Genomic DNA, 13,554 nt, shown 5'->3' on the forward strand with positions numbered 1-13,554 from the left:
GTCGTCAGCTCCGGGGGATCGTGATCGGCCGGCCAGTCGGCTGCAGCAGCGACGTGGCTTCGAGTTCGCTGTTGGCGTCGGCGATGTGCCAGTAGCGCGTCGCGTCGGCGTAGCGCTGTTCGCTGAGGGTGTCGAGCTGGTCATGCGCACGCACCGTCACCGGGTCGCCGGCAGGAATCGGCAGGAGCCGCAGCTTGACGGCCGCGACCTCGGTACCGGCGCGGTCTTTTGCCGTCACCGTCGGCAGACCATGGTAGCGCGAGTTCTTGAGGAACATGGCGGCCTCTCAGAAGGGAATGATATCGACTGCAAACTCGATCACCTTGGCGAGATTCAGCGTCGCCTGGGTGTCCTTGATCATTTGCGTGTACTTGTAGGCGCCCGCACCGACAGCATCATCGGTCGGTGCCTGGCTGGAAACCTGCATGCCGATCTTGACTTCGGCCTGCACCGGGTTGAGCAACAGGTCGTACTTCTGTTCGCTGATGGACATCGAGGTGATGGTCACCGGCAGCACCCGTGATGGTCCCCAGATGAACAGGATGCGCGGTAGCGGTACACGGGGCACCGGCTGCGTCGGCGGCGTGCTGCCCGACCCCGAGAGTGCCGCGCCGATCGCGTCGATCGCCGCGCCGATCAGACCACCGGGCGTGCTCTGCGGGTAGACCATCTTCTCCAGCGCCGCGATCTGCGGACCGACGCCGAACAGACGCGGGATGGCAGACACCGCGCCGCCGGCACCGAGGTCGTCGGCTGCCGAGAAATGCGCGCTGATCTCGAAACGCTCCGAAGGTGGCGCCGCGGCGGCGTGCGTCTCGATCCGCGGTCGTGCCGATGCGCTCGCCGGCGGCGGCGGGATGGTGATCGTACGCGTCATGTTTTCCGGGTTGAACTGGAAAATCACGATGTTCGGAATCGGCCCGAGGATGTTCGCGCCATATTCGACGAGCACGCCACGCAAGGGAAAGAGCGCCATTCAGCGGTCCTCCCCGGCTTCTGTCTGCGCGCTGGCAGGGTCGTGGGCGTGCGTCACCCACTCGCCCAGGCGGGCGGCGATGAGTTTGCAGAGGGTCTGTGCATCGGCATGCGCCGGCGCATCGATGACGCCAAGATCCAGCGTGGCAAGGCCGCTGCCCAGCGTACCCGGTTGCAATTCGGACAGTCGCCGCTGCAGGGCGCCGTCGAGCTGCTCTGGCAAATGCTCGCCGATTCCCGCCGGGAAGCCCTGCAGCGTGATCACCAGGCGTTCGATGTCGACGTTCATGCGAGGCTCCCGATCAAGGCGGCATAGCGACCGAACTGTTCGTGACCGGCGACACGATTCATCTTTTCGAGTTCGCGCTTGACGGCGGTCAACACCTCCAGCATGCCCACCTGCGCGGGCGCCTCGGGACGCTGGCCGGCGGCCAGCAGGCAGGCGTTGAAGGCGGCGGAGCGGATGTGGCCGCCGGCGAGTTCGAACTGCTGTGCGAGCCAGCGGCAATCGATTTCGACAATGTCCACGCGCGGCGGGAAAGCCTGCCGCCACAAGCGCTCGCGTTCGACGACGCCGGGCACCGGGAACTCGACGATGTAGCGCAGCCGGCGTGTGAATGCTTCGTCGAGATCCTTGCGGCGGTTGCTGGCGAGCACCGCCAGGCCCTTGAAGCGCTCCATACGTTCGAGCAGATAGCTGATCTCGATGTTGGCGAAACGGTCGTGCGCGTCACGTACCTCGGTGCGCTTGCCAAACAGCGCATCGGCCTCGTCGAAGAACATCAGGCAATCGCTGGTCTCGGCGGCGTCGAAGATGCGCCGCAGGTTTTTCTCGGTCTCGCCGATGTACTTGTTGACCACCTGCGAAAGGTCGATCCGGTACATCGGCAGCTCGAGCGCGTTGGCAAGCGCCTCGGCAGCCATCGTCTTGCCCGTTCCCGGCGGTCCGGAGAAGAGCACCGACAGGCCGGCGTCGTTCCAGACGCGCGCCGTCCCCCACTCGTAATGTACGCGTCCGAGCACGGCCATCGCCGAGACGATTTCGCACAGTTGCTGGGTCTGCGCTGGCGGCAGCACCAGTTCGCCGAGTGCGAAGCGCGGGTGGACCAGATTGGCGAGGCCGTCGAGTTCGAGCCGTGCCTCGGCCCGGCAGACGGCGAACAGTTCATGCGCGCCGGCCGCAGAGCCCAATGCCGACGCCGCCGCCGCGGCCCGCGCCAGCGGCCGCTCGGCGAGACGGAAACGCCGTGCCGCTTCCGGAAGCGCAGCGCGGATTGCCGCTGGCGCGCCGGCCAGCGTCAGCGCCAGCCGTTGCGCGCGCGCCGTGGTGTCGAGCGGTGGCAGCAGGCAGGTCGGCAACAGCAGCGACGCCGGCACGCCGCGCACCGCCATGCCGCCGTCGACCACCGGCAAATACCAGCGCAGCGGCAAAGCGGCCAGCGGCGCGAACCAGTGCTCGGAAACGCCGGCGCCGCAGCACGCCTGCCAATGCTCGGGCAGCAACAGGTCGGCGCCCTGCATCCAGCAGGCGGTGGCAAGCGCGCCAAGGCCGGGCCGATCCGGCGTCACGTCGTCGGCAAGAATCATCAGAGCGCGCCCACTCGCCTGTGCAAGCGCCTGCGCCCAAGCGGCAAAGTCGGTGCCACGCGGCGCCTGCAGGGGCAGGAGCTGCATTGCCGTCGGAGCATCGGAGCGCAGACGCGCCAGCAGCGGCAGTAGTTCCTGCGGCAACTCGCCGGGCGCCATATCGCTTTGGCGCAGCATTCCCGACGGCAGGCACTGGCCATCGAGCAAGGCTTGCGCGACCAGCGCCGGCATTTCCAGCGGCTGCTGCCAGTCGAGCGAATCTCGCCCGGCCGGCAACTGCACGAGGCCGTGGCGAAACAGGGCGTGGCTCGCGTCGGCGCAGGCGGCGATCGCCAGAGGTTCGTCCCAGAGCCGCTGCGCCAGCGCCAGCGTCGGCCAGGGGCGCGACAGATCGTTCTGGCACGCCGCGCAGACGGCACCGATCGAGGCATCGGCACGCCCGGCCAGCGCACAGGCCAACACGAATTGTGCGGCAGCGGTCAGCGCACATTCGCTGGCCAGCCAGGTCCAATCACCGCGGCGGACCGGGGACAAGCGCGGTTGTTCGAGCGCGGCGAGGCGCTCGCTCAGATAACGGGCGGCGATGTCGCGTTCGAAAAATGCACGCTTCTCGTCGCGGAAGCGCGCCAGGTCGAGACTATCCTGCAGCGCATCACCGGCTGGCGGCAGCGCACCCGGCAGGGCTTCGGCATCTGCGCCGCGCTGATGCCAGCACCACGCCACTTCACGCCGCAGCCGCAGCGTCACTTGTGCCAGCCACAGCGCACAGGCGGGGTCGGCAACGGCAACGTCGGGGTTCATCAACACCGGTGCGGATGCGAGCGGCGCGTTCATGTCCAGCTCAGCAGCGGTGAGTCGAGCGCCTGCTCGCCATTGACGCGCAGGATGACACGGTAGTCCGGATCGGGAGCCAGCGCCTGCGTGTCGGTCACCGTGAACGTGAGCGTCGTCGCCGTGCCACCGGGCTGCGGCTCGAGCAGCAACTGCGCCTTGCCCTGCAGATAGAGTGCCGCATAGGTCGCGGCGGTGGCGCCACCGAGCTGGCTGCCGTGCACCAGGAAGGTGCCGGAAAGCCTGCCGAGCACCGGCGTCAGCGGCCCGGCGAGGTTGACCGAGGTGACGCGCGGCAGCAGGTGGCCGGCCACCGCGTTGCTGCTCAACTGGTGACCGTCGGGCAGGGTGCGTGCGACGCAGACCGGGTAGCTGCCGGCGCTGATCGTGTCGGCCAACGGAATGGTCGCCGTGAGCGCACCATCGAGCGTACTGGTTGCTGGATAAGTCGACGCACCGACCAGAATCTGGTCGTAGCCTGCGAGTTCGCTGCCGCGCAACACGATCGGCTGGCCGGCGCTGAAGCGCTCGGGTTCGATCGCACGGACGCGCGCGCCCAGACTCGGCAGCACGCTCGCGCCTTCGTACGGTTGCGGCGGTGGCAGCGGCTTGCCGATGCTCCTGACCGGCAGCGCATAGTCCGGTGCCTCTGCAGTGGACGCCAGCATCACCGGGCGCACCTGGAATGCAGCTGCGACGCGGAATTTCTCGTCACTGCCCTGCATGATCCGCGAAAGCAGTTCCACATCGGCCTCGTCGAAGGTCAGGCGCAGCGGATCGGGGTTGCTGGCGAGCACGCTGTTGCTCGCGTCGGGCCGCACGCTGCTCAGCGCATTGAGGGCGAGCAGGCCACGACCGAGCAGCCGATGTGCGACGATCGAGTCGCTCTCGGGACCATCGAAGGCGGTCAGCAGGTAGTGCAGCACCAACCATACCGGTGGCGCCTGTCCGGCGTCGAGCGGGCGGTTGCGCAGGTTGGCGTCGATGCTGATGCGGTAAAGGAAGAGGTTGAAGCTGCCACCGCCGCCGACCACTGCTGCCTTGCTGGCATCCTCGGGGCGGCCGACGGCCACCGCGTTGATGCCGGTCCTGGCCGCGAGCTGCACTTTCAGCAGTTCGCTGACGGCGCCGATTGCCTCGCTGCTGGCGGCGAGCGACACGGCTCAAGCCCAGCGCAGGTAGTGGCGCTGCAACGAAAAGCGCGGCGCCGGAATGGCTGCGAACGCCGGCTGCGGTACCGCTGCAGGCGCCGGTTCAGGGGTGCGTACTGCGAGCGCGATGGTGCCGATGCGGATTTCGTTGCGCGCAGCGGGAACGGGGTCGATGGCGGCAGCTGCCACGGCGCGCTGCTCCAGGCGAGTGACATCGACACGTGGCACCGGCATCGTGACCGGCGTGGCCGGCTCGCTGCTGCTCATTACCCCGCGGCGCGCTGCCTCTGCCTCTATCGAGGCGAAGGGCATTCCCGGCGGCAACTGCACGCCGAGCTGCGCGAGCATCGATCCGGGATCGGGGGGGGTCGCTGCGTCGACCTGGAGGGGTTGCGGGTTCGCCGCGCCATCCGACGGGTGCTGCGCGACACGCTGCCGGGAAAGGAGCGACGGGGGCGACGACAGTGGTGCATCGATTCCCCTTGCCAGGGTCACGCCAGCCGGCGCGACCGCCAGCGAATCGTGCCGCAAGCTTGAGGTCGGCAAGCGCGCCGCCTCGGGAGAGGGCGTGCCGGCCATCGCCGGTGCAGACACGGGCGATGCAGACTCGGCGCGCTGCCGGGCTAGCAGGGTTGCTGGTGGCGGCGGCGGCAGGTGCGGAGCAGGTACGCCGCGGGCATCCTGCGCGACCGGTGGAAAGAGCGCTGCCGGTGCCGGGGCCATCGCCACGCGCGCTGCCGTCGTGTCGGCGTTCGGCGCCGGCACTTCGACCTGCTGTTCGAGCGGCTCGATCGCCTTCGCCTGCGGAGCGGGAGCGGTCCCGACACGCGCATCGATCTGTGCGGCAAGTCTCGCGAAATAGCCGCTCATGCCCAGCCCCGGGCAGCGATTTGCTGCAGGTAGTGCGCGCGACGCCAGCGCGGCAGCGCGAGAATTTCCGCTTCACTCCAGTGGAAGGCAGACGCGAGCTGCAGCACCTCGTCGAGCATTTTCGCTTGCGTGCCCGCGAAGCCTTCGAGCAGCAGTGCTTCGAGGTCGCAGGCGACAAGCTCGGCGTGGTCGCAGGCCGGGCAGCGGGTCTGTAACTGCAGGGCGGTGAGCGGATCGTGCGCGGCGAAGGCATCGTCGAGCGCACTCAGCCAGGCTGCCGGCGGGCGATGATCCGCGCCCACCGCTTGCCCGGCGACGCTTTCGATCAGCGATGCGGCGAGCGTCTCCTGCGCCAGCACACCGTCGCGCCGCCAGCGCTGCAGATCGTCAGCGCAGGGCAGGCGCAACGACACCTCGGTACCGTCGTCATCACACCAGGTGAAGTGCGGTGCTGCCGGGTCGCCGGCGAAGGCGCGCAGATCCAGGTCGAGGGCCATGGCTTCGCCACACGCGCTGCAGGCCACCTGCAACCCGATGGTGGCGTCGCCCGCAGCCAGGCGCATCGCGATCAGTGCCTGCAGACGCTGATTCAGGGTCCAGGTCCAGGGCTCGTCGATGCCGATGGCACGGCCCTGCGGGTCGGACACACAACTCACCAGCAAGGCAGTCACGGCGCTCGCCCGGTCGACGGCGGCGAAGGCGATGTCGAGGTCGCTGGCTGCGCTGCCGAAGGCTCGCGCGCAGCAGCGCTGTGCGGCAGGCGCCGTAAACGTGGCCTTGGGCTCGTTCATGCCGCGGCTCCGTCCGCCCGACGCGACATCAACCCGCCTCGTTCGGTTCGGGCGTGTCGACGTCACGCACCCAGCCTTCGAGTTCGATCTTGATGTGCTCGATGGCAACCGCGTTGGCGTTCGCATCGAGGTCGGGCAAGGTGACGAACTCGCTGACCCAGCAGCGATACAGGAAGTAGCGCAGCGCCACCTGACTCTTCTCGTTGAGCACCTCTAGCGTCAGGTCCTTCTTGTAGCCGGCCAGGTCCATCGCCGCATCGCCGGCATAACTCTGCACCGCATTCGCCCACTTCTCGAATTCGATGTCGTGGGTGATGCCGCGCTCCAGCGTGACGCCTTCGTAGCTGGAGCGGCCGGGCGACTTGTGGTCATAGCTGTTCTGCCCGCCGCTGCGGTGCTTGACGACTTCGGTGGTGCGCTTGAGCGAGCCGACCTTGGAGACGCCGAGGACCGTCTTGCCATCCCACAGCACACGGAATTTGAAGTTCTTGTAGGGGTCGACGCGCGTGGCGTTGACAACGAATCCGGTATTGGCCATGACGTGGTTCTCCGCGCGGGGTTACAGATCGCCGGCGATCTGCTGGATACTGATGACGACGAACTCGGCGGGCTTCAGCGGCGCGAAGCCGACCTGGATGTTGACGATGCCCTTGTTGCGATCGTCCTGGTTGGTGGTTTCGCCGTCGCACTTGACGAAGTAGGCTTCCTTCGGGGTCGCGCCCTGAAAGGCGCCCTGGCGGAACAGAGAATTCATGTAGGCGCCGACATTGAGCCTGATCTTGGCCCACAGTGGCTCGTCGTTGGGCTCGAACACCACCCATTTGGTGCCACGGAACAAGGACTCTTCGAGCATCAGCGCCAAGCGGCGGATCGGCACATACTTCCATTCCGAGGCCATCTGGTCGGCGCCGACCAGCGTGCGTGCGCCCCAGGCCACGCCGCCATACACCGGAAAGGTGCGCAGGCAGTTGATGGCCAGCGGGTTGAGCACGCCATTCTCGGCGTCGGTGAGCTTGCTGTCGAGCTGCGCCACACCGCTGAGCACCGCCTCGATCCCGGCCGGTGCCTTCCAGACACCGCGCTGGCTGTCAGTGCGGGCGTAGATGCCGGCCATCGTGCCGCTGGCGGCAATCGAGCGCAGGCGAAAATCGTTGACCGGATCGGGAACCTGCGTGCGTGGGAAATACACGGCCGAGTTGCGGTGGCGCAAACCGGCAAACCGGTCCAGCCAGTCCTTGACCTCCTGCGTCTCGTCGATGCCCTTGGGCACGTCGATCAGCAGGAAAGCGCGCTTGAGTTCGCAGAAAGCGAGCGCTGCGCTGTAGATCGCGAGGGTATCCGTTTCGGCCACGCCGTCGGCCACCGCACGCGGGATGCACAGGATGTTGAACAGGTCGACGCGGTCGAGCGCGTAAATGCCGGTGTTGAGCGCCGGGTTGCCGATCAGGTCGGTCGCGCCGGGCGCCGTGCCATCGCTGCCGGTCGTGCCGACGACCAGGGCGGCGATCACCGTCCCCGGAGCGCCCGCAGCGCCCGAACCCAGCGGGTATTGTTGTACATTGACCACGGCTGCGGCGTCGAAGCCGAGATCGGCGGCGGTCGTGTCGGCGCCACTGAAGTCGGTAATGGTCAACTGGTCGGTCGGAGAATAAGCCGTCGCGGTCTTGCTCGTCAGCACGCGCAGACGATTCGTCCCCACCACTTCGACAGTCGCCCCGGCCAGCGGCGCCGGTACGCTCGTCGTGCCGGCGGAAACCGATGTGCGAATGGCCTGCTCGATGTAGCCCCGCAATTGCGCGAGAGTACTCACCGTCTTCCCGCCTGCCGACCAGTTCTCGAGCGTCGCATCGCGCGTCGGCAGCGCGCCCAGGGTCAGCTTGAACTGCTTGCCGGAGAGAGCATTCAGAGCGGCCAGCTTCGCCGGGGTGATGGCCGCTCCGAGGGTGCCGCCAGCGGCAGGCCGCTTGCTTGAAGCCGCGGCGCTGCCGGCGCGCAGCTTGACCAGTTTCGAACTGTCGTTGACCACCTTGACCGCATACCGCGGCTGCGCCGTGTCCATGGTCAGGTTCAGGTAACGCTCGCTCGCCAGCGGCTTGGCGTTGGCCGCATTGCTGTCATAGCGGGTGATCGCGAGGTTGAAGGTGTGTTCCGGGTCGACGGTGGCGTAATCGACATCGATGCGCACATGGTTGCCCCACAGCCCCGCGTTCGCGGCTTCGGCCAGCAACACCTCGTCAGGCGCAGGCAACATGTGCAGCGCTGCACCGGCCGCCGCTTCGCCGTTGGCGACCCGCACCACCAAGGCCGAGCTACCGCCGTTCAGGAAGTACTGCGCGATCGCATAGCTGGCCTCGCTGCGATCGTCCAGGCCGCCGTAGATACGCTGAAAATCGGCCGTCCCGAAGATCTCGACGGCCTCGTCCGTCGGCCCTTCGCGGAAGAAATCGATGAACGCGGTAATCGAGGTGCCCACGCTGGTGATCGTGTGCACCCCGCTCGACACTTCCTGGATGTAGACGCCTGGATAAGTCACTTGCACCATGTGTGCCTCCTAGAACATTCGGATACCCGGGCCGAGCGTCTGCAATCGACGCTTGGAACTGCCTGCCATGCCTTCTCTTTCGCCGTCGCCACCCACAGCAGCCAGGTCGCATTCATCATCATTCACCTTGGCGCTGCTTCGCTTCAGTCACCCATCCTCTCGTCTCTTGGCGTGCCCGGCAGCAAAGATGACACTACCGTCGGGCAGCCGAATCTCCGTCAGGCTCCCCTGCTCGGTCATTGCCGCCAACGCCGTCTCGACATCACGCAGGGAAACGTCGGCAAAGCGGCGTGGCAACCACCATTGCTGTACTCCAAGGGCGTTATCTGCCGCGTCCGGATGCGCGGCAAGGTAAGCCAGGATTGCCGTCTCCACAGTGACACCATTTCCCTTCCAGACCATTCGCCTCCCGCATGCTCGAGAATGCTGACTTCACAGAGCAAACTCTGTGCCACCCATGGTCAGAGGTACTTTCTCTGTATGAATCAGTGACATTCCTTGCGGTAACGGAGGCTGTAGGGGGCGAAATCCGGGGTGCTTCCGACACACTGGGTCAAATCTGACCCACACCTGCGAACCCACCCTGAGCACCGCGGCCGATCGTCGCCGATGCCATGCCGGGGAAATCAGGAACGAAGCTGATTTTCACCTGCGGGTTGGACGCTGAGCGCGGAGGTATTTTCGAGAGTGCCCTTGACCCAGCGGGAGGTCGCGTCCTCGGCGAAGCTGGATCGTGCGAGGCCGTATTTACGAACCAGCTTGTTGAGCCGGCTGCGGTCCTGACCGCAAAGGCGCGCTGCCAGACTGATGTTACCGGCTGTGGTGGCGAGTAGCTGGCTGAGATACGATCGTTCAAATCGAGCAATGGCGTCGGCTTTGGCCTGCCGGAAATCCGTGACCAGGCCGGGTTCGGCCACCGGCGCTGTGGTCGTGATGCGCAACGGTGCGGACGGAACATTCAGATACAGGGTCTCTCCCTCGTTGAGCAGCAGTTCCCGGTGCACCATGTTCTCCAGTTCACGCACATTGCCCGGCCAGTCATACCCGCGCAACTGCAACAGGCTTTGCGGGTCGACGGGAATCGCGGGCAGGCCATAGCGGCCGCGGTAGCGCGCCACAAAAGCCTCGGCAAGCAGAGCGGCGTCATCCCCACGCGCGCGCAGCGGCGGCATTTCGAGGACCAAGACCCGGAGACGAAACAACAGATCCTGCCGGTAGCTACCCTGACGGCTGAGTGCCGCCAGGTCAGTGTTGCTGGCGGCGATCACGCGGACATTGGCGCGACGGGATGCCGATCCGCCCACCGGCCGATACTCGAGATCCTGCAGAAAACGCAGTAGTGCGACCTGGGCATGCGCCCCCAGGGCTTCGATCTCGTCGAGGAACAGCGTCCCGCCTTCCGCCTGGGCCACCACCCCGCTGCGCGCCTCTCGGGCATCGGTGAAAGCGCCCCTGACGTGCCCGAACAACTCGCTTTCGACCAGATTGTCGGGGATGGCGCCACAGTTGATCGGAACGAAAGGTGCGCTGCCGCGCGCCCCCGAATAGTGGATGGCACGCGCCGCCAGTTCCTTGCCAGTTCCGGTCTCGCCCTCGATGAGTACCGGCGCATCGCATCGGGAAAGCTTGGCGATGTACTGCAGCACCTGGCGGAACACCGGGGATTCCCCTACAAAAATCGGGGCAGCATATCGATCTTCAAACCTCATCTCGCTCCTCCACTGGTCGCTCTTTCGGGCATTGTGGGACGCCGGTCGCCGTGTCCCTCGGACTGCCGACAAGACATCATAAGCGGGTCATCACCGCCAAGTCCAGTTTGAGGATCGGAGTACGAATTAGTTGCGAAGATCCTCTGTTAATGAAGATTTTCGATGAGGTCTGAGTTGACCAGCCGCCGGATCGAAATGATCGGCCAAGTGAATCGCTCCCGTGGCGAAGAGGTGCTTGTTATCCGAATACAGCGCAGCGTCGCCAAAGACGAGCAAAACGGGGCGAACTTTGAGGGAAGGGCTTGCTTTTTTCCCTTGGCGTCCGCAAGATTTGGCACGACGAACACCAAACGGCGCCAATAGGGAATAGGGAATAGGGAAGACCTGAACCCGTCAGGTCAGTGGGCACATCTGGAACGTAAAATGGAAAATCTGAACCTGGCTCCTTTTTCTTTCCCCCCTTTCCCCCCCTTTCCCATCTCGCAACCGACGTAGCATGATGGAAAGCAAACACATCATGCGGCAGTTGGTGCGCTGGCGTCGCTCGCTGCACCAGTACCCGGAAATCGGCTACGAAGAACGGAAAACCGCCCGCTTTGTGATCACCGAACTCCAGCGCCTGGGGATACCCTACGAGTATGGAGGAGTCGGTGGCGGCATCGTCGCCCGACTTCGCGGAGCGCGAACAGAAGGACCACGGGTCGCACTCCGTGCTGAACTCGATGCATTACCGATTGCCGAACAGACCGGCCTGCCGTTTGCTTCTCGCCATAGCGGGAAAATGCACGCCTGCGGGCACGATGGACATATGGCCATGGTGTTGGGCGCAGCGGCGCTGCTGCAGGATCCGCTCCCGCAGGGCGACGTGGTGCTGATCTTCCAGCCTGCCGAAGAAGGTGGCCTTGGCGCGCAGGTGATGATCGATGCAGGCGCACTCGCCGGTGTGGCCATGATCTTCGGGGGGCACCTGACCAACCTCTACCCCACTGGGCAGATCATGGCTGCCCCGGGGCCGGTTTGCGCCCAAGCCGACAGCTTCCGTATCCGTGTGTTCGGCCGCGGAGGTCACGGTGCCAGGCCGCACGAGGCGACCGACGCATTGGTCGCCAGTGCCGCGCTGGTCGGCGGGCTGCAGACTCTCGTGTCGCGCGAGGCCAACCCGCTCGATCCATCGGTGGTCACCATCGGAACGCTGCAAGCGGGTACGGCCCGCAACGTGATCGCGCACGAGGCGTTGCTGGAGGGAACGATCCGTACGACGCAAAGCGAGACCCGGTTACGATTGATCGCCGGGATGGAACGAATGTGTCGCGCCCTTGGGGAGGCATACCATACCCGAATCGAACTCGATCTGTCGGAACCGTATCCACCGGTGATCAATACTCCGCGCGAAACCGAACTCGCCCGCCGCGCTGCCGCGCGTGTCGTCGGCACAGAGCAGGTACTGACCTACGAGTTGCCGAGCATGGGTGCAGAGGACTTCTCGCTTTACCTCAACGAGGTACCCGGCTGCTTCGTGCGCTTCGGGGCGCGGGCTCCGAACGCGGCGAACGTGCCGCTGCACAGCCCACAGTTCGATTTCGACGAAGCCGCCCTGCTCATCGGAGCGCGTTACTTCGAAGCAGTCGTGCGCCTCGCTCTTGCCGAGAATTAACATGACCGTTAGCCTTGGTGACCCGGAACCTGCACGAGTTGCAGCGCGTCGATGGCCTCTGTGAATGGACGCCAAGCTCGTCTTGGCAAGCCGCGCTTCCTTGCCTGACCCGGCACTTCGCTGCTTGCGCGAAGCGGATGAACGAGTTCGAATTTTCCGTGTCAGATTACGATATCCACAAGAAGGGAGAATTCTCATGTCATTGAAGTCGTGCTGTCTCGCAAGCCTTTTTCTGGCCATCGGAGTACTTTCGGCCGCCTGTACGACTACCGAGGAGAAGCCGACAGCGGCTGCACCGCCTGCTCCCCCGCCACTGGTTGCACTTCCCTACGACCAGGCGGTGCGCAAGGCGGCGCAGGAATTGCTGGCCAATGCCAAGCTGGCCAAGGATCAGAAGTACAACATGATCGTCGATCCGCTGGTAGACGGCAACAGCGGTGTGCAGACCGAAGCGACGGCGGCGATGGAGCAATCGGTCGTGCAACTGGTGAAGGAGAGCTATCAGCAGGTTGATGTCAAGCCCTTCACCAGCGAAACCGTATCCACACTTCCCTTGCTGATGGTCGGCACATTCACGCCGATCAACCTGCAGGGCAAAGCGGACGGCGAACGCGATGCCTACCGCATCTGCTTCGCCCTCGCCGATCTGAAGACCGGCAAGATCATCAGCAAAGGCCTGGCGCGTTCCCTGCCCGATGGGTTTGATCCCACACCTCTGGCCCTCTTCCGCGAGATGCCGGTGTGGTCGAAGGACGCCGCGACCGAGGGCTACGTCAAGACCTGTCAGGGAACCAAAGCAGGGGATCCGATCAATCCTGCCTACATCGATACCGTTCTCGCCGCATCGACGATCAACGAAGCAATGAAAGCCTATCACGGGAAGCGCTACAAGGACTCGCTGGCACTCTTCCAGTCGGTACTGAAGAATCCCGCCGGCAACCAGGCACGCGTGTATGCCGGCATCTACCTCAACCAGGTGAAACTGGGGAACAAGAAGGGGGCGATGCAGGCTTTCGGCCAACTGGTCGACATGGGCCTGGCAACCGACCGGCTTGCCGTCCAGTTCAACTTCAAACCCGGAGCCACCGCTTTCTCGCAGGATCAGCAGCCGCAGTATTCCCAGTGGTTGTCCGAAATTGCCCGGCAATCGCTTCGTCAAACCTCGTGCATAGAGGTTGCCGGTCACACCCGGCGGGGAATGTCCGAGCAGATGGATGAGCGCCTTTCACTGCAGCGTGCCGAGTTCGTCCGGCAAAAGATCGCTGCGGCCAATCCTGCCTTTGCCAAGCGGTCTCAGGCCAAGGGCTATGGTTCGCAGCGCGCGATCGTCGGTACCGGCAAGGGCAACGACTCGGACGCGCTGGATCAGCGTATCGAGTTCAAGAAGGTTTCCTGCTGATTCCTGTCGCCCGACCCGCGTACCGGATGAGAGCGGCCTTGCGCC

At 65.2% G+C, this 13,554-nt stretch carries 13 protein-coding genes; 2 read left to right on the top strand and 11 right to left on the bottom strand.

Annotated elements, in window-relative coordinates; all coding sequences use genetic code 11:
• Positions 1 to 4 precede the first annotated feature (4 nt).
• The 11 genes from V5B59_RS18130 to V5B59_RS18180 all read right to left on the bottom strand — a co-directional run bounded on the left by V5B59_RS18130 (position 5) and on the right by V5B59_RS18180 (position 10,456).
• Positions 5 to 277: a LysM domain-containing protein gene (locus tag V5B59_RS18130; protein ID WP_169069351.1), complete on the bottom strand. Its 273-nt coding sequence runs from the start codon at positions 275 to 277 to the stop codon at positions 5 to 7.
• Positions 278 to 286: 9 nt separating this feature from the next.
• Positions 287 to 976 carry a hypothetical protein gene (locus V5B59_RS18135; RefSeq protein WP_034913775.1) on the bottom strand — a complete coding sequence of 230 codons (690 nt, stop codon included), beginning with the start codon at positions 974 to 976 and terminating at the stop codon, positions 287 to 289.
• On the bottom strand, positions 977 to 1,264 hold the full coding sequence (locus tag V5B59_RS18140) for a hypothetical protein (RefSeq protein WP_034913777.1): 288 nt from the start codon (positions 1,262 to 1,264) through the stop codon (positions 977 to 979).
• A complete protein-coding gene (locus V5B59_RS18145; protein ID WP_169069352.1) occupies positions 1,261 to 3,396 on the bottom strand; it encodes an ATP-binding protein in 2,136 nt (711 codons plus the stop codon). The genes V5B59_RS18140 and V5B59_RS18145 overlap by 4 nt, the downstream gene beginning before the upstream one ends.
• Entirely contained in the window at positions 3,393 to 4,553 is a 1,161-nt protein-coding gene (locus tag V5B59_RS18150; protein ID WP_169069353.1) for a Pvc16 family protein, read from the bottom strand. The genes V5B59_RS18145 and V5B59_RS18150 overlap by 4 nt, the downstream gene beginning before the upstream one ends.
• 3 nt (positions 4,554 to 4,556) lie before the next feature.
• Positions 4,557 to 5,414, bottom strand: coding sequence for a hypothetical protein (locus tag V5B59_RS18155; protein ID WP_169069354.1), 858 nt, complete (start codon positions 5,412 to 5,414; stop codon positions 4,557 to 4,559).
• Positions 5,411 to 6,205: a hypothetical protein gene (locus V5B59_RS18160; RefSeq protein WP_169069355.1), complete on the bottom strand. Its 795-nt coding sequence runs from the start codon at positions 6,203 to 6,205 to the stop codon at positions 5,411 to 5,413. Before V5B59_RS18160 ends, V5B59_RS18155 begins: the two co-directional genes overlap by 4 nt.
• A 28-nt stretch (positions 6,206 to 6,233) precedes the next feature.
• Positions 6,234 to 6,743: a phage tail protein gene (locus tag V5B59_RS18165; RefSeq protein WP_034919658.1), complete on the bottom strand. Its 510-nt coding sequence runs from the start codon at positions 6,741 to 6,743 to the stop codon at positions 6,234 to 6,236.
• Positions 6,744 to 6,764: 21 nt separating this feature from the next.
• Positions 6,765 to 8,747 carry a phage tail sheath C-terminal domain-containing protein gene (locus tag V5B59_RS18170; protein WP_169069356.1) on the bottom strand — a complete coding sequence of 661 codons (1,983 nt, stop codon included), beginning with the start codon at positions 8,745 to 8,747 and terminating at the stop codon, positions 6,765 to 6,767.
• Positions 8,748 to 8,894: 147 nt separating this feature from the next.
• Complete coding sequence (locus V5B59_RS18175; RefSeq protein WP_169069357.1) at positions 8,895 to 9,149, bottom strand: hypothetical protein; 255 nt, start codon at positions 9,147 to 9,149, stop codon at positions 8,895 to 8,897.
• Between the two features lie 224 nt (positions 9,150 to 9,373).
• Positions 9,374 to 10,456, bottom strand: coding sequence for a sigma 54-interacting transcriptional regulator (locus tag V5B59_RS18180; RefSeq protein WP_169069358.1), 1,083 nt, complete (start codon positions 10,454 to 10,456; stop codon positions 9,374 to 9,376).
• A gap of 496 nt (positions 10,457 to 10,952) precedes the next feature.
• On the opposite strand from V5B59_RS18180, the gene V5B59_RS18185 reads away from it, so the two are divergent.
• Together V5B59_RS18185 and V5B59_RS18190 are read left to right on the top strand one after the other, a co-directional pair.
• Positions 10,953 to 12,110, top strand: coding sequence for a M20 metallopeptidase family protein (locus V5B59_RS18185; protein WP_169069359.1), 1,158 nt, complete (start codon positions 10,953 to 10,955; stop codon positions 12,108 to 12,110).
• Positions 12,111 to 12,306: 196 nt separating this feature from the next.
• Positions 12,307 to 13,509, top strand: a complete 1,203-nt coding sequence (locus tag V5B59_RS18190) for an OmpA family protein (RefSeq protein WP_332352149.1) — start codon at positions 12,307 to 12,309, stop codon at positions 13,507 to 13,509.
• Positions 13,510 to 13,554: the final 45 nt, after the last annotated feature.

It is taken from the genome of Candidatus Accumulibacter contiguus (genome assembly GCF_036625285.1).
Classification (GTDB): domain Bacteria; phylum Pseudomonadota; class Gammaproteobacteria; order Burkholderiales; family Rhodocyclaceae; genus Accumulibacter; species Accumulibacter contiguus.

Coding starts and splice junctions, on each gene's coding strand:
- V5B59_RS18130 (WP_169069351.1), bottom strand. CDS start 277: ATGTTCCTCAAGAACTCGCGCTACCATGGTCTGCCGACGGTGACGGCA.
- V5B59_RS18135 (WP_034913775.1), bottom strand. CDS start 976: ATGGCGCTCTTTCCCTTGCGTGGCGTGCTCGTCGAATATGGCGCGAAC.
- V5B59_RS18140 (WP_034913777.1), bottom strand. CDS start 1,264: ATGAACGTCGACATCGAACGCCTGGTGATCACGCTGCAGGGCTTCCCG.
- V5B59_RS18145 (WP_169069352.1), bottom strand. CDS start 3,396: ATGAACGCGCCGCTCGCATCCGCACCGGTGTTGATGAACCCCGACGTT.
- V5B59_RS18155 (WP_169069354.1), bottom strand. CDS start 5,414: ATGAGCGGCTATTTCGCGAGACTTGCCGCACAGATCGATGCGCGTGTC.
- V5B59_RS18160 (WP_169069355.1), bottom strand. CDS start 6,205: ATGAACGAGCCCAAGGCCACGTTTACGGCGCCTGCCGCACAGCGCTGC.
- V5B59_RS18165 (WP_034919658.1), bottom strand. CDS start 6,743: ATGGCCAATACCGGATTCGTTGTCAACGCCACGCGCGTCGACCCCTAC.
- V5B59_RS18170 (WP_169069356.1), bottom strand. CDS start 8,747: ATGGTGCAAGTGACTTATCCAGGCGTCTACATCCAGGAAGTGTCGAGC.
- V5B59_RS18175 (WP_169069357.1), bottom strand. CDS start 9,149: ATGGTCTGGAAGGGAAATGGTGTCACTGTGGAGACGGCAATCCTGGCT.
- V5B59_RS18180 (WP_169069358.1), bottom strand. CDS start 10,456: ATGAGGTTTGAAGATCGATATGCTGCCCCGATTTTTGTAGGGGAATCC.
- V5B59_RS18185 (WP_169069359.1), top strand. CDS start 10,953: ATGATGGAAAGCAAACACATCATGCGGCAGTTGGTGCGCTGGCGTCGC.
- V5B59_RS18190 (WP_332352149.1), top strand. CDS start 12,307: ATGTCATTGAAGTCGTGCTGTCTCGCAAGCCTTTTTCTGGCCATCGGA.